The organism is Corallococcus sp. AB032C (assembly GCF_003668935.1).
In the GTDB taxonomy this organism is placed as follows: domain Bacteria; phylum Myxococcota; class Myxococcia; order Myxococcales; family Myxococcaceae; genus Corallococcus; species Corallococcus exiguus.
In genome coordinates this window covers 1-19,240 of the sequence record NZ_RAWP01000038.1, presented here as the reverse complement: position 1 = coordinate 19,240, position 19,240 = coordinate 1, and the positions used below count along the sequence as shown (strand labels likewise).

Here is a 19,240-nt window from a genome sequence, read left to right as displayed (position 1 = left end):
ATGCTTCGTCACGTCGCGCAGCGCAGTGGCCGTCTCGCGGTTGTCGTTGGCACCCTGATGTCCCTGGTGGGCTGTAACAACAATGCCCCGACCACCGAGGAGCAGACTCCTGCTCCCGCGGAGGAGACCACCAACGCCCAGGCCATCCCGCACCGTGGCTGCGCGACCGTCGAGCCGTCGGCCGACGAGAAGCTGGAGATTGAAGCGGCGATCGCGGGCCGCGTGTCGGCCAAGCGCGCGGTGGGCTCGGTGAACGTGCCCGTCTACTTCCACGTCATCAACAAGGGCACGGGCCTCGCCAACGGCGACATCCCGGACTCGCAGATCACCGCGCAGATGAACGTGCTGAACGCGGCGTACGCCAACACCCCGTTCAAGTTCACGCTGGCCGGCACGGACCGCACGACCAACACGTCCTGGTACACGGTGACGCCGAGCAGCACCAACGAGAAGAACATGAAGAACGCCTTGCGCAAGGGCGGCAAGGAGTCGCTGAACCTCTACACCGCCAACATCGGCGGTGGCCTGCTGGGCTGGGCGACCTTCCCCTCCAGCTACACCAGCCAGCCGAAGCTGGACGGCGTGGTCATCCTCTACACCAGCGTCCCCGGCGGCACGGCGACCCCGTACAACCTGGGCGACACGGGCACGCACGAGGTCGGCCACTGGCTGGGCCTGTACCACACGTTCCAGGGCGGCTGCTCCGGCTCGGGTGACTCCGTCAGCGACACGCCTCCGGAGGCCTCGCCCGCGTACGGCTGCCCCGCCGGCCGTGACACCTGCTCCGGTGGCGGCGTGGACCCCATCTACAACTTCATGGACTACACGGACGACAGCTGCATGAACTCGTTCACCACCGGCCAGATCACGCGCGCCGACAGCGTGACCGCGACGTACCGCTAGAAAAAACAGCGCGGCTGTGGCCGATGTGACGACGCCGGGGTCTCCGTTCAGGGGGCTCCGGCGTTTTCCATTTCAGGATGAAACACAGACTCGCCGCGTCCCGGCCCGGACGCGATGTCTGGTTCATCCGTGCGCCGGTGTTTCATTCGTTCGCGAGGAGTTGGAGACACATGCTTCGTTACGTCGCGCAGCGCGGTGGTCGTGTCGCGGTGGTCCTTGGCACCCTGATGTCCCTGGCGGGTTGCAGCAGCAACGCCCCGGCTCCCGAGGAGCAGGCTCCGGCGGAGGAGGCCGCCACCCAGCAGGCGGTCCCGCACCGTGGCTGTGCGACCATCGAGCCGTCCGCCGACGAGAAGCTGGAGATTGAAGCGGCGCTGGCGAACCGCGGCGTGCACGCCAAGCGTGCCGTGGGCTCCGTCAACGTGCCTGTGTACTTCCACGTCATCAACAAGGGCACGGGCCTCGCCAACGGCGACGTTCCGGACTCGCAGATCACCTCGCAGATGAACGTGTTGAACGCGGCGTACGCCAACACCCCGTTCAAGTTCACGCTGGCCGGCACGGACCGCACCACGAACACCCAGTGGTTCGCGCTGGGTTCGGGCTCCGCGGCGGAGAAGAAGATGAAGACCGCGCTGCGCAAGGGCGGCCCGGAGTCGCTGAACATCTACACCGCCAACCTCAAGGGCGGCCTGCTGGGCTGGGCGACCTTCCCCTCCAGCTACAGCAGCCAGCCGAAGATGGACGGCGTGGTCATGCTCTACAGCAGCGTCCCCGGCGGCACGGCGGCCCCGTACAACGAGGGCGACACGGCCACGCACGAGGTCGGCCACTGGCTGGGCCTGTACCACACGTTCCAGGGCGGCTGCGCCAACCCGGGTGACTCCGTCAGCGACACGCCTCCGGAGGCCTCGGCCGCGTTTGGCTGCCCCGTCAACCGCGACACCTGCGCGGGCGGCGGCGTGGACCCCATCTACAACTTCATGGACTACACGGACGACAACTGCATGAACCAGTTCACCGCTGGCCAGGTGACCCGCGCGGACAGCCTGACCGCGACGTACCGCTAGTCCATCCCTTCGCTTCCTGAAGTCCATGACGCCGGAGTCCCCACCGCGGGGGCTCCGGCGTCTGTGTTTCCAGCGTGGACAAGCCGGGCCCGCGCTGGCCACAGTGGGGGACCGCCCTCCGGCTGTCCGGAGGGGGCCTTCAGGAGGAGTGGCGCCGTGAGAGACCTGTTGATGATTCCCGGGCCGGTGGACGTGGACGCGGACGTGTTGCAGGCGATGTCCGGGCCGGTGCCGGGACACCTGGACGCGGGCTTCATCGCCACCTTCGGCCGGGCCCTGAAGCGCCTGCGCGAGGTGTCGCTCGCCCCCGGCGCGCAGCCCTTCGTCGTCTCCGGCAGCGGCACCCTGGCCATGGAGCTCGCCGTGGCCAACCTCATCGAGCCCGGCGACCGCGCGCTGGTGGTGAACACCGGCTACTTCAGCGACCGCATGGCCCACATCCTGGAGCGCCACGGCGCGAAGGTGACGCACGTGCGCGCGGCCAGCGTGGGCAGCGCCCCGGAGGTGGCCCAGGTGGAGGCGGAGCTGCGCGGCGGCGGCTTCAAGCTGATGACCGTCACGCACGTGGACACCTCCACCGCGGTGCTCGCGCCCGTGGAGCCGCTGGTGAAGGCCGCGCGCCAGTACGGCGTCCTGGCCGTGGTGGATGGCGTGTGCGCCACCGCCGGCGAGTCCTTCCAGCAGGACGCGTGGGGCGCGGACGTGTACCTCACCGCCAGCCAGAAGGCGGTGGGCGTGCCGCCGGGCCTGGCGCTCCTCACGGTGAGCCCTCGCGCGCTCGCCGCGTGGAAGGCGCGCAAGGCGCCCGTCGCCAGCGTGTACGCGGACTGGGCGGAGTGGCTCCCGGTGATGGAGGCCTACGAAGCCGGCAAGCCCGCCTACTTCGCCACCCCGCCCACGTCCCTGGTGTGCGCGCTGGACGTCAGCCTGGGACAGATTCTCGCGGAGGGCATGGAGGCCCGCTTCGAGCGCCACCGCCGCATGGCCCGCGCCTTCCGCGCCGCCTGGAGCGCGCTGGGCCTGCGGCTCGTCCCCACCTCGGAGGCCGTGGCCGCCAACACCCTGAGCGCCGTGTACTACCCGGACGGCGTGGACGCGACGCTCGTGGGCCGCGTGAAGGCGCAGGGCGTGGCCATCGCCGGCGGCCTCCACCCCGAAATCAAGACGCGCTACTTCCGCGTAGGCCACATGAACCGCGTCAGCGCCGGGGACGTGCTCGTCACCGTGGGCGCCATCGAGCGCGCCCTCCACGCCGCCGGTCACCGCGCGTTCGCCCCCGGAACCGCCGTCGCGGCCGCACAATCCGCGCTCTCCGGGTAAGACCCGGAGTGCGGGGTCTGGTCCTCAGCTCTTTCTCAGGGTATAAGAAAGCCCGTCCGCACTCCCATTAGAATTGAGTAATCCGGGAGATAATGGCAGGTACTTCCTGTCTTACTGGGATTCCTTGCCGTTCTGATGGAATTATGTGATTGGGCTGCACGGTGTGAGCGGGGCGTGGGCCCCGGCACCTGTGAGGGGGAAGGGCTGCGCTGGCGGATGGACCCACGAAACGGGGGGCCAATTCCAGCGCCTGAAGTGGAAGTGGAGGTCGGTATGGATCGCGGACCGGTGGAAGGTTCGACGAAGGCGGCGGGCTGGGTGCAGGAGCCCGCGGCGTGGCACCTGGTGGAGCGGTGCCTGGCAGCGACCCCGGAAGACGGGGCGCGCGGGATGTTCTTCCAGGGCGTGGTGGGGGTGGTGAACTTCCTCCAGGGCGAGGAAGCCGGAGCACGGTGCCTGGCGGCGTCCGGGCTGAAGGCGCTGAACGCCGAGGAGCTGTACCCGGTGGCGCGCTTCCTGGAGATGTCCGCCGAGGCGACGCGAATCCTGCGCCCCCAACTGGGCGACTGGGAGCAGGCGCTGCGGTACATCGGGACGCAGGCCACGGTGGACTTCCTGGCCTCCATGTTCGGCCGGGACCTGATGCAGGCCGCCGCCGGCAACCCCTGGCGGATGCTCCAGCACATGGCCGAGGGCTACCGCGTCGCGGTGAGCTACGGCGAGCGCAGCGTCCTCTGGACGGGCGACCACAGCGCCCGCTTCGTGATGCGCCGGGACTTCATGCCCGCGCCGTACCACGAGGGCGTGCTCCAGGCCGCCCTGGAGGCCGTGGGGGCCCAGGACGTCCAGGTGCATGGGCGGCAGCTGTCCCTGCTCGATACCGAGTACGACGTTTCCTGGTAATCCGGGGATGTTGCACCCCCGTGGGGTGGGGCGCTGGCGCGGGACGTTCACCAGCCAGCGCTCGGTGCTGAACGTCCGCCATTTCTCCCGATGGCGTGACAGGGAGGGCCACTAGCATGTGGTGAAAGCGGCCCACACCCCACGGGAGGAGCAACGCGAATGGATGCAGCACGAGGCTCCCGGCCGAAGGGGCGATGTCAGTCCCCTGGGCTGATGGGTGGGGCCCGGGCATGACGCCCTTCCGGCTGTTGCTCGTGGAGGACAGCGTCAACGACGCGGCGCTGGTGACGGCGGAGCTGGAGCAGGCGGGCTACCTGCCCATGGCCCGGCGCGTGGAGACACTGGAGGCGCTGCGCGAAGCGCTGGCCACCGGACCGTGGGACCTGGTGCTGTGTGACTACCGGCTGCCGCGCTTCAACGCGCTGGACGTGCTGGCGCTCCTGCACTCGCAGGGGCGGGACGTGCCCCTCATCGTCCTGTCCAGCCAGCTGAGCGAGGACCAGGCCGTCACGCTGATGAAGGCGGGCGCGCGCGACTGCTTCTCCAAGGACCGGATGGCCCGGCTGGGCCCGGCGGTGGCTCGCGAGCTGGAGGAGACGCGCGTGCGGCGCGAGCGCGCGCGGGAGGAGGTGGACCGCGACATCCTGGCCAAGGCCAGCGAGCTGCTCACCGCGTCCCTGGAGCAGGCGGCGCGGTTGGATCAGCTGGTGCAGCTGATGGTGCCCCAGGTGGCGGACTGGTGCGCCTTCTTCCTCCAGGACCCGGACCAGGGCGGCCTGCGGCTGGTGGCGCTGGCGCACCCGGACGCGGAGCGGCGCGCCCATGCCTGGAAGCTGGACCAGCGCTTCCCGCTGGACCCCCAGGCCGCCGCGGGCCCCGCGTACGTGCTGCGCACGGGCCAGCCGGAGTTCATGCCGGACGTGCGCAAGCGCCCGGAGCCCATCACCCGGGACGTGGCGCACCAGCGCGCCATCGAGGGGCTGGGGCTGCGCTCGGTGGTGAACGTGGCCCTGCCCGGCAACGATGGCCGGCTGGGCGTGCTGTCCATGGGCACGCTGGGCGAGCGCACGCTCGCGCCGGTGGACCTGTCGCTGGCGCAGGAGCTGGCGCGCAGGACGGGGCTGGTGCTGGAGAACGCGCGGCTCTTCCAGGAGGCCCGTGAGGCGGTGCGCCTGCGCGACGAGTTCCTCACCGTGGCCGCGCACGAACTGCGCACGCCGCTCACCACGCTGCGGCTGCAACTGGGCACGCTGTTGCAGCGCACGGAGGCGCACAAGCTGGAGCCGGACGTGGTGACGCGCCTGGAGCGCAGCGTGCGTCAGGTGCGCCGGCTGGGCACGCTGGTGGAGGGCCTCCTGGACGTGTCGCAGCTGTCCAGCGGCGAGCTGTCGCTCATGCCCGAGCGCTTCGACCTGGAGGAGCTGGTCTCCGAAGTGCTGGACCGCTACCAGGCGGAGGCCCGCGCGGCCGGGTGCGAGCTGCGCCAGTCGCCTCGCCGCGGACTCTGGGGGACGTGGGACCGGCTCCGCGTGGACCAGGCCGTGGCGGCGTTGATATCCAACGCGCTCAAGTTCGGTCCGGGACGGCCGGTGGAGGTGGACGTGGCGCGGGAAGGGAGCTTCGCGCGCATCCAGGTGCGCGACCGGGGCATCGGCGTGCCCGTGGACCAGGTGGAGCGCATCTTCGAGCGCTTCGGCCGCGCGGTCAGCTCGCATTCGTATGGAGGCCTGGGCCTGGGGCTCTACCTCGCCCGCCGCGCCGCGGAGGCGCACGGCGGACGGGCCTGGGCGGAGCCCTCCGCGGAAGAGGGCGCGCGCTTCACGCTGGAGCTGCCGCTGGAGAAGGAGACGCGCGAGTGAGTCGGCCGGTGTTGGTGGTGGATGACGACACGGACCTGCGGGAGGCGCTGGAGGAAGTGCTTCGCGACGCGGGTTACACTGTCTTCGGAGCGGGCAATGGGCTGCAGGCGCTGGAGGTGCTCCGCCGGGAGCCGGTGACGCCGTCGCTGGTCCTGCTGGACATGATGATGCCGGTGATGGACGGCGCGACCTTCGGCCGGCAGATGCGCCAGGTGGAGGCGTGGAGCGGCATCCCCGTGCTCGTCTTCTCCGCCTCCGCCAACGCGCGCCAGGTCGCGGAGGAGATGGGCGCCTGCGGCTACCTGCGCAAGCCGGTGGACGTGGAGACGCTCCTCAAGGCCGTGGCGGCCAACAAGGCCTCCGAAGCCTCCTGACACTCCAGGTGTGTCTTCTCGCGCGGGTGGCCCTGCTCGCGCGTGTTGACGCTGCGCGAGACGCCTTGGTAAGTGCATCCTTAACACTTTCCCAGCGAGGCCTGTCCGATGAATCCCCACATGCTCGCCCAGCTCCTGGTCCAGCTCATCGTCATCATCGCGGTGTCTCGGCTCATTGGCCGGGGCGCTCGTTGGCTGGGGCAGCCCCTGGTCATCGCGGAGGTGGTGGCGGGCATCGCGCTGGGCCCGTCACTCCTGGGCTGGCTGGCTCCGGGCGCCATGCACTGGCTGTTCCCGCCGGAGTCCATGCCGTTCCTGAAGATGCTGGCCGAGGTCGGACTGGTGCTCTTCATGTTCCTCATCGGCCTGGAGCTGGACCCCAAGCTGTTGAAGGGGCGGGGGCACGCGTCGGTGGCCATCAGCCACTCCAGCATCGTCGTCCCGTTCGCCCTGGGTGCGGGTGCGGGCGCGCTGTGGCTGTACAAGTCGCTGTCCAGCCCGGACGTGCCGTTCTCCTCGTTCGTGCTGTTCATGGGCGTGTCCATGAGCATCACGGCCTTCCCGGTGCTGGCGCGCATCCTCACGGAGCGCGGGCTGATGCAGTCGAAGCTGGGCGCCATCGCCATCGCGTGCGCGGCGGTGGACGACGTGACGGCGTGGTGCATCCTGGCGTTCGTGGTGTCGCTGGTGCGCGCGTCGGACCTGGCGCACGCGGGGCTCACCACGCTGTTCGCGCTGCTCTACATCGCCTTCATGCTGCTGCTGGTGAAGCCGTTCCTCGCCCGGCTGGGCGCGCGCGTGGCCAACCGCGAGGGGCTCACCCAGAACGTGGTGGCCATCACCCTGGTGTTGCTGCTCGGCTCCGCGTGGACCACCGAGTCCATCGGCATCCACTCGCTCTTCGGCGCCTTCATGTTCGGCGCGGTGATTCCCAAGGAGGGCGGGCTGGCGGTGGCGCTGGCGGAGAAGCTGGAGGACGTGGCCGTCGTGCTGCTGCTGCCCGTGTTCTTCGCCTTCAGCGGCCTGCGCACGCAGCTGGGCCTGTTGGACACCCCGGAGGCGTGGCTCACGTGCGGCGTCATCATCGTCCTGGCGTGCCTGGGAAAGTTCGGCGGCAGCGCGGTGGCGGCGCGCCTCACGGGCCTGCGGTGGCGGGAGGCGGGCGCCATCGGCATCCTGATGAACACGCGCGGCCTGATGGAGCTCATCGTGCTCAACCTGGGCCTGGACCTGGGCGTCATCTCGCCCACGCTCTTCACGATGATGGTCATCATGGCGCTGGTCACGACCTTCATGACCACGCCGTTCCTGCGCCTGCTGTATTCGCCGGCGGAGCAGGCGCGCGACCAGCTGCTGCACGCGCCGGAGCCGGCGCTTCCCCCGTCCGCGTACACGGTGCTCTTGTGCGTGTCGCACGGCCAGGCTGGCCCGGGCATGGCGGTGCTGTCGCGCGCGCTGTCCGGCGAGCGCAACGAGGCGAACCTCTACGCGCTGCACCTCTTGTCCCCGGAGCGCTCGCTCAAGGCCCGCGGGGAGGAGGCGCTGGACCCCACCGCCGCGTCCGGCGGCGCGCTGGCGCCCCTGGTGGGACGCGCGGAGAAGCTGGGGCTGTCCGTGCGCACGCTGTCGTTCGTGTCGTCGGAGCCCGCGCGGGACATCTGCCGCACGGCGCAGGCGAAGCGCGCGGACCTGGTGCTGCTGGGCTGGCACAAGCCGCTCTTCAGCCAGACGGTGCTGGGCGGCACGGTGCACGAGGTGATGCAGGAGGCGGGCGGCACGGTGGCGGTGCTGGTGGACCGCGGCCTGTCGCAGGTGCGCCGGGTGCTGGTGCCCTTCGTGGGCAGCCGGCATGACCGGGCGGCGCTGGGCCTGGCGCGGCGGCTGGTGAAGCAGGCCGGCGCGGAGGTGACGGTGCTGCACGTGACGTCGCCCGAAGGCTCGGGCGCGGGCCGCGCGCAGGTGGAGGAGCTGTTCCCCGCGGACGAGGGCGCCTCCGTGAAGCTGAAGGTGGTGCGCCACGCGTCGCCGGAAGAGGCAGCGCTGGAAGAAGCGAAGGCGGGTTACGACCTCGTGGTGGTGGGCCTGGGGACCGAATGGGGCCTGGAAGACCGGTTGTTCGGCGTTCAGCGCGAGCGAATCGTGCGCGACGCGCCCGCCTCGCTGCTGCTCGTGCGTCACCCGGAGGGGGCGACGGTGCTGGCCCAGCCTCCGGAGCAGGTCCGGACGCAGGGGACGCCGCCGGAGACGACGCAGCCGCTCGGAGCGCGGAGCTGAGCGCCATGCACCTGGGAGCCACACTCCGCCTGTTGCGGGTGGACGCGGGCCTGTCCCTGCGCGACCTGGCGCGGCGCATCGGCGTGTCCAGCGCGTACCTGAGCCGCGTGGAGAACGGCGTGGACGCGCCGCCCACGCAGGAGCGGCTGACGGCCATAGCCCGGGAGCTGGACGTGCCCCCGGGGCTGCTCATGGACGTGGCCAACCGGGTGAGCCCGTACGTGGCGGGCTACCTGGAAGACGTGCCCGCCGCGGGGACGCTGATGTTGGACATCGCGCGGCGCAAGCTCACCGGCGCGCAGCTGGCGCGCGTGCGGGCCTTCCTGGACGCGGAGTTCCCCCTGCGCGAGGTGCGCGGCAACGAACCCGTGCCCCCGCTGGGGCCGCTCCTGAGCGCGGAGCGGGTGGTGTTGCAGCTCTCCTGCGGGGACTACGAGGACGCGCTGGACGTGGCGGCCGGACGGCTGGCGGCGGCCCTGCCCGGCGTGGACGGGGCGGCGCTCGCGGAGGGCCTGCGCCAGCGCGAGGGCACGGCCCCGTCCCAGGTGGGCAACGGCGTGGCGGTGCCGCACGCGTTCGTGCCCGGCGCGGCCCCGGTGGCGGCGCTGGTGACGCTGGCCCGGCCCCTGAAGGTGGACGCGCCGGACGGCCAGCCCCTGCGGCTGGTGGTGGCGCTGGTGGACGGCCACGTGGGCCGCGCGAGGCTGATGCGGCTGGCGCACGTGGCCCGGCTCGCGGGGCGCGGCCTGGCGGACCGGCTCCACGGCCTGGAGGAGCCCCAGCGGGTGCTGGAGACGCTGGAGGAACTGGAAACGCTGCGCTGAATCCGGGCGCCTTCAGAGCCCTTGGGGCACCCAGTGCTCCCAGGGGCCCAGGTCGCGGTAGCCCAGGTGGCGGTACACGCGGATGCCCGCCGGGGTGGACTGGAGCACCGTCGCGGTGCACCCGCGCTTGCGGGCCTCGGAGATGATTCCGCGCATCACCGCCGACGCGAGCCCCAGCCCCCGGGCCTCCGGGTGGGTGGCCACCAGGTACACGCCCGCCGTGTCCGCCACGTCCACCGCCAGCCCGCAGGACAGCGCCCGGCCGTGCTCGCGCGCCACCACGGTGTGCACCGGCAGGCGGGGCGGCCGCTGCCACACGGAGAGGATGTCCCGCCACTCCGCGCCGTAGGTCTGGACGTTGATCTCCACCAGGTCGTTGAGGTCCTCCACGGGCTCCACCGGCACTCCGGGCGCCGCGTCCGGCAGCTCCTTCAGCCAGGCCCCCATGGCCACCACGGTGAAGTCCAGCCGGTAGCCCGCGGCGCCCAGCGCCCGCGTCGCGTCCCGCTGCCCCGGCGTCAGGGTGACCCGCCAGCGGGACAGCCCATGCCCCCGGTAGAAGTCCGTGACGGCCGGCAGCGCGGCCGCCAGTGCGTCCGCGTCCGTGAAGAGGACCTGCTGGAAGTGCGCGTCCTGGTAGCCAGGCAGCGCGAACGCGTCCACGCCGGGGAGGTGCAGGTGGCGCAGCGGGCCGCGCTCGGCCTGGAGGCGTTTGAAGGCGATGAGGTTGGTGTGCAGGCGCAGGGTGAGTTCGGCATCCGTCATGCGTGCCGGCCAGCCTATGCGCGGGGACGACGGCCAAAGAACAGCCCCGGAGGAAAGGACGCGCACACCGTGCGCCAGGGGGTTAGGTTTCCATCCCTTTTGGGCCCGCCACCATGACCCCGCGCTTCTTCTCGTTCGATCCGCGTCCCACCCGAATCGCCCTCGTCCTGGGCGCGTGCTTCCTGGCGGTCCTCACCGCCTGGGCCCTGGCGGACTACCGGGGCGGCGGGGGGCTGATCGCCATGGCGCGGGCCGGCATCAGCGCGGGCCTGATGCTGACCTTCCTCGTCTCCGTCCACCGCCTGCGCCCCCGCGCGCAGTGGGGCATCACCCTGGACGCCGCGGGTGTGCGGGTGGCCCGGCCCTTCAGCGGCCAGCCGCTGGAGTTGCACTGGGGACAGATTGATTCCGTGCGCCGGGTCGGCCGCAAGGGGAGCGTGCTGGGCCTGTTCCTCAAGGAAGAGGGAAGGGTGCTCGTCACGCGACATCTTTTCGCCCGCAAGGCTGTTTATGAAGAGTTGATCGCGGCGCTGGAGGACCGCCTCCCGCCCTCGCGTTTTGACGCCTGATTCATGAATCTTTCCGCAGCCTTGCGTGGGCTCCCAGAGCTTGTCCGGGATGCCCGGTGGTGGTAGGCACAACGGGCTTGAGCCCTGTCGCAACGGCAGCCTTTCCCAAGGACACGCTTCACATGGAAAAGACCCCCGCTACCGGTGTCTCGCCGGCCGCGCCGCCCGCCGATTATGGGACGGACGCCATCACCAAGCTCGAAGGGTTGGAGGCCGTCCGCAAGCGCCCCGGCATGTACATCGGCGACACGATGACCTACGGGCTCCACAAGCTCGTGTACGAGGTCGTCGACAACTCCGTGGACGAGGCCCTGGCCGGCCACTGCACGGACATCGACGTGATCATCCACGTGGACGGTTCGCTCAGCGTCCAGGACAACGGCCGCGGCATCCCCGTGGGCCCGCACCCCGACCCCAAGTTCAAGGGCAAGGACACGCTGGAAGTGGTGCTCACGGAGCTGCACGCCGGCAGCAAGTTCGGCAACGGCGCGTACAAGGTGTCCGGCGGCCTGCACGGCGTGGGCGTCACCTGCGTGAACTTCCTGTCGGAGTGGTTCAAGGTCCGCGTCCAGCGCGCCGGCAAGGTCTACGAACAGTCCTACGCGCGCGGCGTGGCCAACGGTTCGCCCCAGGAAGTGGGCACCACGGACAAGCTCGGCACGACCATCCACTTCAAGCCGGACACGCAGGTCATGGAGACGGTGGACTTCAACTTCGAGACGCTCAGCCAGCGCCTGCGCGAGCTCGCGTTCCTCAACGCGGGCCTGCACATCACCATCCGCGACGAGCGCACCCAGAAGGAGCACGACTTCAAGTTCGAGGGCGGCATCTCCTCCTTCGTGGAGTACCTCAACAAGGCGAAGGAAGCGCTGCACGAGAAGCCCGTCTACATCAAGTCGGAGCGCGAGGGCGTGTCGCTGGAAATCGCCATGCAGTGGAACGATGGCTACGACGAGCGCATCTTCACCTTCGCCAACAACATCAACACCCACGAGGGTGGCAGCCACCTGTCCGGCTTCAAGGCCGCGCTCACGCGCACGCTCAACAGCTACGCGGAGAAGGGCAGTTTCTGGAAGGACCTGAAGGAGACGCCCACGGGTGAAGACGCGCGTGAAGGCCTGTCCGCGGTCATCTCCGTGAAGCTCTCCAACCCCCAGTTCGAGGGCCAGACGAAGACGAAGCTGGGCAACAGCGAGGTGAAGGGCCTGGTCGAGCAGATGGTGAATGACCAGCTCGCCAGCTTCCTGGAGGAGAACCCGCCGCTGGCCAAGAAGGTCGTGGCGAAGATTGGCGACGCGTGCCGCGCCCGCCTCGCCGCGCGCAAGGCCCGTGAGACGGTGCGCCGCAAGGGCGTGCTGGACGGTGGAGGCCTTCCCGGAAAGCTCGCGGACTGTCAGAGCCGCGACCCGCACGAGAGCGAGCTGTACATCGTGGAGGGTGACTCCGCAGGTGGCTCCGCGAAGCAGGGCCGGGACCGGCGCAACCAGGCCATCCTCCCGCTGCGCGGCAAGATCCTGAACGTGGAGAAGGCGCGCTTCGAGAAGATGCTGACCAGCGCCGAAATCGTCACGCTCATCACCGCGCTGGGCACGGGCATCGGGGCGGAGGACTACGACCCGGAGAAGGCTCGCTACCACCGCATCATCCTGATGACGGACGCAGACGTGGACGGCAGCCACATCCGCACGCTGCTGCTCACGTTCTTCTACCGGCAGATGCGCGAGCTCATCGACCGGGGCTACGTCTACATCGCGCAGCCGCCGCTCTACAAAGTCACGCGCAACAAGAAGGACAGCTACGTCAAGGACGAGCGCGCCCTCAACGAGTACCTGCTGAAGATCGCCGCGGAGCACTGCCGGGTGAAGACGCCGGCCGGTGAGCTGGGCGGCAGCGACTTCAAGGCGCTGCTGGAGAAGGTCATCACCTACGAGGAGCGGCTGGAGAAGCAGGCCAAGCGCCGCGACGCGCGCATCGTGGACGCGCTGGTGCAGGCCACCCGCCTGCGTTCGGAGACGCTCGCGGACGGGGCGGCGGTGGAGGCGGAACTCGTCACCATGCGCGAGTACTGCCAGCGGCGCATGCCGGACGTGATGGGCCGGCTGTCCACGCGGCTGGAGCAGGACGCGGAGCACCAGGAGGCAAAACGGCTGGTGGTGACGACGGACGTGAACGGCTCCATGCGCGAGTCCGTCTTCGACCAGGCCTACCTGTCCTCGCCGGAGTACCTGGAGCTCGTCGCCCTGCGCGAAGCGTTCAACTCGCTGGGCAAGGCGCCCTACCTCGTCCAGGTGGACGCGGGCGAGGTGTCGGCGTTCTCCGTGCAAGAGGTGCTGGCCGCGGTCCGCAAGGACGCGCAGAAGGGCCTGGGCCTGCAGCGCTACAAGGGGCTGGGCGAGATGAACCCGGAGCAGCTCTGGGAGACGACCATGGACCCCACCCGCCGCACGCTGCTCCAGGTGCGCGTGGAGGACATGGTGGAGAGCGACGAAATCTTCTCCCTGCTCATGGGCGAAGCGGTGGAGCCGCGCCGCGAGTTCATCGAGCGCAACGCGCTGGACGTGCAGAACCTGGACATCTGAGGTTCGGCGCACGCAGTGCTTGAAGCACCAAGCCGGGCCCCGGGGGAAAGACCCGTGGGCCCGGTGCCGTTTTCCGGCTCCGCGCCCACGTGCCCTTCCCATCCTTTTCGAGCCGGGCCGCGGAAGTGACGCACGGCGGCCCCCGTGAGCCCTTACGGAAGGAACCTGGGTACCCGCATCATGAACGGACTCCCGTGAGTAGCAGTGGATGTCCGTGAAGGTACGCACTGCCCTTTCGCGCGGGACCTCGCGCGTCAGGGGGGCACTGGCGAGTCGATGAGACGCCCGCCTGCTGGACGTGCTCCCGGGCGGGTGCCCGGGTGCCTGCCCGCTACCGCTCGGAGCGCTTGGCGCCGCGCAGCGCCTCCGCGCGTTCCTTGCGGGACATGTTCGTCACGTCGACGATGTCGAAGTCGAGCGCGCCCTGGTTGTCCCCCAGCTGCAGGTCGGGGAAGACGCAGCGCATGTCCTCCACGCCGGACACCTGGTAGCGCTTGCCCGTCTCGAAGAGGCGGTGCGAGCTGCGCACGGACTCGGCCTTGGGGCCCTTCTCCATGCACAGCACCGTGTGCACGCGGCCATTGGTGCCGGAGCGCACCTCCGCGAAGTCGTCGCGCACGGTGAAGGCGTAGGTGGACTTGGGGTTGAGGCCGCGCAGGTGCATCTGGTGCTGGGGCTTCACATTCAGCGCGTTCTTCTCCGGCTCGAACAGCACGGAGCGGGGCGGGATGTACGCGGACTGCCGCAGGTGCACGCGGATGGAGCCGCGGTTGTCCTCGAGGCCGGTGTCGTCCAGGGCGAAGAAGTGGAGCTTCTTCGCGCCCTTGAGGGTGCGCGGCGCGCTGCTGATGAAGCCCACGGTGTTGTCCGCCGGCAGGTCGCCTTCCGCGTAGTAGACGAGCGTGCCGGACGCGGTGCCGTCGCCTTCCGCGAACGCCGCGCTGCCCTCGGTCCACACGGAGTAGGCGGCGCCGGGCGACACGTCGATGGTGGCCGTGGGGTACTCCGGCAGCGGCAGCCCGTTGTACATGGGGCGCAGCACCAGCAGGCGCGTGGGGTAGTCCACGCGCCGCATCTCGCGGTCCTTGTCGTTCGCCAGCGGGTCGGCGGCGGACTCGGTGGACCCGGTCCCCGCGTCCGTGGCGGCCAGGCCTCCGTCCAGATCCAGGGAGGTGCCCGCGTCCTCGCCAGAATTGACCGCGGCGACGACGGCGCCCGCGCCCGCGTCCGGGGCCTCAGCGCCCGCGTCGAGCTTGGTGGAGGTGGGAATCTCCGACGCCATCTGGGTGGTGCCGGGCGCCACCTCCAGCTCCGCCTTGAGGTGGACCTCCGCCTGGTTCGGCGTGAAGCGCCGCGTCCAGGCGCGGTAGCCAGGCCTGGTGACGACGATGGTGTGGGACGTCCGTTGATCCGCGCCGATGATGCGGCTGGGCGTGTTCCCCACCGGCCGGCCATTGACGACGACGGAGGCGCCTTCCGGCTTGGAGGTGATCCACAGGACGACGGGCTCGCTAGAGAGCTCGCCCTCGTCGGCCGGGGACAGGAAGTGGATCAACAGGCCGATGACGAGCAGCACGCCGGTGATGCCGAACACGAGCATGCTCAGCTGGCGCACCTGCTTCGTGCGCTTGCCCTCGCGCTCGGTGGCCTCGGCGGCCAGCTTCTCGCGCGCGTCGTCCGCGCTGGTGCGGGCGCGCGGGGCCTCCTTCTCCTCGGGTTCGGGCGGCTGGGGCGGCCGCGGCGATTCCGGCGCGATGGCCGTCTCCACCGGCGTGTCATGCGGCGCGGCCAGCGTGGGCAGCGCCCGGGGCATCGCCGTGGGCTCCGTGCCCCCGTCGGTGTCCGGCTCGGCAGCAAGCTCGGGCGGCAGGGGGCGGCGGCCGGTGCCGGTGTTCTCGCGGGTGCCCCCTGGCGTCGTCACGCGGCGCACGCCGGTGGTGCTCCTGCGCACGGCGGTGGACTGGGTGGACGAGCGGCGCGGGGCGCCATCCGTCGAGGGTCGTAGGCCAGGCGAGCTGCCGGAGGCGCGCACGCCGGGGCTGGAGGGCCGCGCCACGCCGGGGCTGGACGGGCGGGACACGCCGGGGCTGCCGGGGTTGGAGGACCTGCCGTTGCTGGACGGCATCCGCGCGCGGCCCTGGGACGGCTCCGACGACGGCGACTGCCACGCGGCCAGCTGCTCCTTGAAGCCGGGCGGCAGCTCCACCTTGCGTCCCTCGGCGGCCAGCTCCTCCGCGAAGAGGTACGTCATGAGCTGGCTCAGCATCGTGGGCGTGAAGCGCGGCGTGTCCCGGTAGAGCAGCTCCACCGTGGACTCGCTCAGGTCCTTCGCCGTCTGGTAGCGGGCCTCGCGGTCCACCGCCATGGCGTGCGCGACGATGGTCTCCAGGTCCTCGCCGATGGTCGGGTTGACGGCGGACGGGGGCAGGCAGTCGCCGGTGATGATGCGGGGCAGCACGGTGACGAACTCGCCCTCGAAGGGGCGCCGGCCGCAGAGCATCTCGTAGAGGACGATGCCCGCCGCGTACACGTCCGTGCGCGCGTCCAGGTCCTGCCGGCCCTGCGCCTGCTCCGGGGAGAAGTACGGGTACTTGCCCTTGAGCGTGCCCGGAGACGTCTTGGCCTCCACGGCGCTCGTCACCTTGGCGATGCCGAAGTCGATGACCTTGACCTCGCCCTCGTAGGAGATGAGGACGTTGTCCGGGGACACGTCGCGGTGGACCAGGCCCAGCAGCTGGCCGTCCTCGCCCACGTGGCGGTGCGCGTAGTCCAGGCCCTCGCACAGCTTGCTGGCGATGTGCAGGGCCAGCGGCTGCGGAAAGAAGCCGACGCCCGCGCGCGCCGCGCGCCGCAGCACCTTCGACAGGGGCTGGCCGTGCACCAGCTCCATGGCGATGAAGTACTGCCCGTCCACCTCACCGAAGTCGAAGATCTGCGCGATGTTCCCGTGCGTCAGGCCCGCCACCAGGCGCGCCTCGCTGATGAACATCTCCACGAAGTCGTGGTCGTCCACGAAGTGCGGGAGGATCTGCTTGATGACGCAGGGCTTGGTGACGCCCATCGCGCCCGTCATACGCGCGCGGTAGGTGACCGCCATGCCTCCCGCGGCAAGCTTGGAGACCAGGACGTACTTGCCGAATTGCTGGGGACTGGGTTCTGCCACGGGCGGGGAGGCGAGGCCGGGTTTGGGGAAGCCCCAGCATACTCGCCTTCCACCGAAAGTCCCGACCACGCTCGCATGGCATGCGAAGATTTCGCTCGGGGTGCTGTCCGGGCAGGAGCGGGCGTCCTGGTGGGTCGGAACGGCCCTCGGGAGTGACGCGATGTCCCAGGGTGGGTGGATGGGGGGCGTGAGGCGGACTGTTGCGCCGGTTCACACTTCTTCACGCTGCTTCGTTCAGCGCATTCCGGGGGCGGGGTTATCACCTGCGCCATTCCGGGCTTCGGTCCGGGGTGGGAGGGGTGGAAGGCCGCTCCCAGGGAAGCGAGACGACGGTCATGGGGCATGGGCGCCCGGTGTGGAGTGCGCGAGCCACCTTCGCGGTGGTGCTGGGGCTTTGGCTGGCCTCGGGGCCCGCGCGGGCGCAGGACGGCGGCGGCTGGCTGTCCGCCTTCGAGCTGCTGGCGGGCGGTCCCGAGCTGGGTGGGAGTGACATCCCCCGGGACGTGCCGAAGCGCCGGGGTTCGGACGCGTCGGTGGTGCCGCCGGAGGTGATGGCCCGGGTGCTGACGGAGGAGGGGCCCCGGCCGGTGCCCACTGCGTCCGCGGCGGAGTCCGGCCCGGTGGTGGCGCCGGAGCAGGGAGCCCCGGAAGGCGGCCGGGTGTCGAAGCCGCGCGTGCGCCTGACGGAGGACGCGCCGAGGCCGCCATTCAAGGCGCTGCCGGTGGCGGTCGCGGTGGTGCCAGGGCTGCTGCTGCACGGGTTGGGGGCGTGGATGGCGGGGGATTCCGCGACGGCGCGAGGCCTGTTCGCGGCGGAGGCGACGGGGCTGGGGTTGATCGCCGCGGGGTTGGTGCCCATCGCGTTGACGGGCGCGTCGCGCAAGACCATCGGGCCGCTGTACGCGGTGACGCTGACGGGGGCGGGGGTGTTCTCGCTGTCGATGCTGGCGAACCTGTACGCGGTGACGTCGCCGGCGTTCGACCCGGGGCAGGTGCCGGACACGCTGCCTCCGCTGGAGCTGGACCTGGGCTACCAGTACGTGCACGACGCGACGGCGGACTACCGGAACTTCTTCGCGCTGGGCGCGGTGGCGCGCCTGTCGAGGGTGCGGCTCCAGGCGTCCGCGCGGCTGGCGCCGGACGAGGGCAACACGTTGATCCGCGCGGGCGCGGCCTACCGGCTGTGGGGCGCGCCGGAGCGGACGCCGGGGTTGGGGGACGGAACGTCGTTGGACGTGGAGGGCATCGCGACGTACCACCGCTACCCGACGGAGGGCTTCACGCTGGGAGGCGGGGAGGTGGGGCTCAAGGGCCGCTACGCGATGGAGCGCTTCGGGCCGCGCTTCGCGGGCTCGTTCGTGGAGGGCGGCCTGGGGCTGTCATTCCAGGGCTACAGCTATCCGGGGCGCGTGGAGGACGACAACCTGTACGGCCAGCTGCTCTACACGTTCGGCTACGGCGTGTGGCTGGGGCGGGGCGGGCCGCTCAGGGGCGAGGCAGTGCTCTATTACGACCACCGCAAGGACGGACTGGTGGGAGGGCTGCGAGGCCGGGGCGGCGGGATGATTGGTTCGTTCGGTCTGAAGGGGCGCGTGCTGTTGACGGAGCGCTGGGGCGTGGCGGCGGAGGCGCAGGCGGGTGGTGCGCTGATGGGGCGGGTGTCGCTGGTGTACGCGGTGGGAGGTGACACGTGAGCGGAGGACTTCGTGCACTGGGCGCGGTGGGCCTGACAGCGGCGCTGTTGACGGCGGGCTGCGTGCGCCCCAGCGAGGACCGCGCGGTGCGGGACACGCGCGTGGGCCAGGCGGAGGCGGACGCGCTGACGGTGGAGGTGGAGGGCGGGCTCGCGTCGGTGCGGACGCTGGCGTCGGGGACGCTGGAGCTGTGGGGGCAGGCGCCGGTGTTCACCACGAAAGTCACCGCGGGCGCGGATGCGCGGACGGACTGGCTGTTCATGGTGCACAACGCGATGCCGGACGCGGTGCTGGACGCCGTGGACGAAGCGGGCACGCCGCTGACGGTGGTGGCGCTGCCGGACGCGCACCCGACGGTGAAGGCGTGGCGTGTGGCCCTGCGGCCGGGGACGGCGATGCGGCTGACGGTGGCGCCGCCGGACTGGGACGCGCGCGAGCCGTTCCGGTTCGCGGCGCTGGCGGACGTGCAGGAGGCGCTGTCGAAGGTGGGGGACGTCTACGCGAAGCTGAATGAGGACCCCACGTTGCGCTTCATCTTCTTCGCGGGGGACCTGACGGAGTACGGGACGCGCGAGCAGTTGGAGGAGTTCCAGCAGCGGCTGGAGGCGGGCTCGCGGATTCCCCTGTTCGCGACGCTGGGCAACCACGAGACCTTCACGGACGACGCGCGCGAGTACCAGCGGCTGGTGGGCCGGGGCAGCCAGCACTTCACCTTCCATGGCGTGCACTTCAGCCTGGTGGATTCCGGCAGCAGCACGGTGGATCCGATGGTGGAGGAGGCGCTGGACGGCTGGCTGGAGGAGGCGCGCGACGCGGTGCACGTGGTGGCGATGCACATCCCGCCGTTGGACCCGATTGGGGTCCGAGGTGGAGGGTTCGCGGTGCGCAACGAGGCGGCGGGGTTGGTGGGGAAGATGGCGCGGGCGGGGGTGGACCTGAGCGT

Annotated in this window: 14 protein-coding genes; 12 read left to right on the top strand and 2 right to left on the bottom strand. The window is 70.8% G+C overall.

Annotation, left to right across the window (positions count from 1 at the left end; genetic code table 11):
• From D7X99_RS18565 to D7X99_RS18530, 8 genes are all read left to right on the top strand, one after another.
• The gene (locus tag D7X99_RS18565; protein ID WP_121778936.1) at window positions 1-903 is read left to right on the top strand and encodes a zinc metalloprotease; all 903 of its coding nucleotides are present in this window, start codon (window positions 1-3) and stop codon (window positions 901-903) included.
• A gap of 170 nt (window positions 904-1,073) precedes the next feature.
• On the top strand, window positions 1,074-1,973 hold the full coding sequence (locus D7X99_RS18560) for a zinc metalloprotease (protein ID WP_121778935.1): 900 nt from the start codon (window positions 1,074-1,076) through the stop codon (window positions 1,971-1,973).
• Window positions 1,974-2,129: 156 nt separating this feature from the next.
• Window positions 2,130-3,293 (top strand): alanine--glyoxylate aminotransferase family protein, encoded by a 1,164-nt coding sequence (locus D7X99_RS18555; RefSeq protein ID WP_121778934.1) that lies wholly within the window; start codon window positions 2,130-2,132, stop codon window positions 3,291-3,293.
• Between the two features lie 273 nt (window positions 3,294-3,566).
• The gene (locus D7X99_RS18550; RefSeq protein WP_121778933.1) at window positions 3,567-4,196 is read left to right on the top strand and encodes a DUF2378 family protein; all 630 of its coding nucleotides are present in this window, start codon (window positions 3,567-3,569) and stop codon (window positions 4,194-4,196) included.
• Window positions 4,197-4,426: 230 nt separating this feature from the next.
• Window positions 4,427-6,055 (top strand): ATP-binding protein, encoded by a 1,629-nt coding sequence (locus D7X99_RS44500; RefSeq protein WP_283244720.1) that lies wholly within the window; start codon window positions 4,427-4,429, stop codon window positions 6,053-6,055.
• Complete coding sequence (locus tag D7X99_RS18540; RefSeq protein WP_121778931.1) at window positions 6,052-6,429, top strand: response regulator; 378 nt, start codon at window positions 6,052-6,054, stop codon at window positions 6,427-6,429. Before D7X99_RS44500 ends, D7X99_RS18540 begins: the two co-directional genes overlap by 4 nt.
• 108 nt (window positions 6,430-6,537) lie before the next feature.
• Window positions 6,538-8,703, top strand: a complete 2,166-nt coding sequence (locus D7X99_RS18535) for a cation:proton antiporter (RefSeq protein WP_121778930.1) — start codon at window positions 6,538-6,540, stop codon at window positions 8,701-8,703.
• Window positions 8,704-8,708: 5 nt separating this feature from the next.
• Window positions 8,709-9,527: a helix-turn-helix domain-containing protein gene (locus D7X99_RS18530; RefSeq protein WP_120598194.1), complete on the top strand. Its 819-nt coding sequence runs from the start codon at window positions 8,709-8,711 to the stop codon at window positions 9,525-9,527.
• A gap of 12 nt (window positions 9,528-9,539) precedes the next feature.
• On the opposite strand, the gene D7X99_RS18525 is transcribed toward D7X99_RS18530, so the two are convergent.
• Window positions 9,540-10,292 (bottom strand): GNAT family N-acetyltransferase, encoded by a 753-nt coding sequence (locus D7X99_RS18525; protein WP_121778929.1) that lies wholly within the window; start codon window positions 10,290-10,292, stop codon window positions 9,540-9,542.
• Between the two features lie 113 nt (window positions 10,293-10,405).
• On the opposite strand from D7X99_RS18525, the gene D7X99_RS18520 reads away from it, so the two are divergent.
• A complete protein-coding gene (locus D7X99_RS18520; protein ID WP_121778928.1) occupies window positions 10,406-10,861 on the top strand; it encodes a hypothetical protein in 456 nt (151 codons plus the stop codon).
• A 122-nt stretch (window positions 10,862-10,983) separates the two neighbouring features.
• Window positions 10,984-13,440 (top strand): DNA topoisomerase (ATP-hydrolyzing) subunit B, encoded by a 2,457-nt coding sequence (gyrB, locus tag D7X99_RS18515; RefSeq protein WP_121778927.1) that lies wholly within the window; start codon window positions 10,984-10,986, stop codon window positions 13,438-13,440.
• A 331-nt stretch (window positions 13,441-13,771) separates the two neighbouring features.
• Here the strand turns inward: gyrB and D7X99_RS18510 are convergent, their stop codons facing one another.
• A complete protein-coding gene (locus D7X99_RS18510) occupies window positions 13,772-16,603 on the bottom strand; it encodes a serine/threonine-protein kinase (RefSeq protein WP_121778926.1) in 2,832 nt (943 codons plus the stop codon).
• 335 nt (window positions 16,604-16,938) lie between these two features.
• On the opposite strand from D7X99_RS18510, the gene D7X99_RS18505 reads away from it, so the two are divergent.
• Together D7X99_RS18505 and D7X99_RS18500 are read left to right on the top strand one after the other, a co-directional pair.
• Window positions 16,939-18,297, top strand: a complete 1,359-nt coding sequence (locus D7X99_RS18505) for a hypothetical protein (protein WP_121778925.1) — start codon at window positions 16,939-16,941, stop codon at window positions 18,295-18,297.
• Window positions 18,294-19,240, top strand: a 947-nt coding sequence (locus tag D7X99_RS18500) for a metallophosphoesterase (protein ID WP_121778980.1), incomplete at its 3' end; no start/stop codon positions are given. The genes D7X99_RS18505 and D7X99_RS18500, both read left to right, overlap by 4 nt.

What these genes read in the sequence shown, in the direction of transcription:
- D7X99_RS18560 (WP_121778935.1), top strand. Translation starts at nt 1,074, where the DNA reads ATGCTTCGTTACGTCGCGCAGCGCGGTGGTCGTGTCGCGGTGGTCCTT.
- D7X99_RS18505 (WP_121778925.1), top strand. Translation starts at nt 16,939, where the DNA reads ATGGGGCATGGGCGCCCGGTGTGGAGTGCGCGAGCCACCTTCGCGGTG.
- D7X99_RS18525 (WP_121778929.1), bottom strand. Translation starts at nt 10,292, where the DNA reads ATGACGGATGCCGAACTCACCCTGCGCCTGCACACCAACCTCATCGCC.
- D7X99_RS44500 (WP_283244720.1), top strand. Translation starts at nt 4,427, where the DNA reads ATGACGCCCTTCCGGCTGTTGCTCGTGGAGGACAGCGTCAACGACGCG.
- D7X99_RS18530 (WP_120598194.1), top strand. Translation starts at nt 8,709, where the DNA reads ATGCACCTGGGAGCCACACTCCGCCTGTTGCGGGTGGACGCGGGCCTG.
- D7X99_RS18565 (WP_121778936.1), top strand. Translation starts at nt 1, where the DNA reads ATGCTTCGTCACGTCGCGCAGCGCAGTGGCCGTCTCGCGGTTGTCGTT.
- D7X99_RS18550 (WP_121778933.1), top strand. Translation starts at nt 3,567, where the DNA reads ATGGATCGCGGACCGGTGGAAGGTTCGACGAAGGCGGCGGGCTGGGTG.
- D7X99_RS18520 (WP_121778928.1), top strand. Translation starts at nt 10,406, where the DNA reads ATGACCCCGCGCTTCTTCTCGTTCGATCCGCGTCCCACCCGAATCGCC.
- D7X99_RS18535 (WP_121778930.1), top strand. Translation starts at nt 6,538, where the DNA reads ATGAATCCCCACATGCTCGCCCAGCTCCTGGTCCAGCTCATCGTCATC.
- gyrB (WP_121778927.1), top strand. Translation starts at nt 10,984, where the DNA reads ATGGAAAAGACCCCCGCTACCGGTGTCTCGCCGGCCGCGCCGCCCGCC.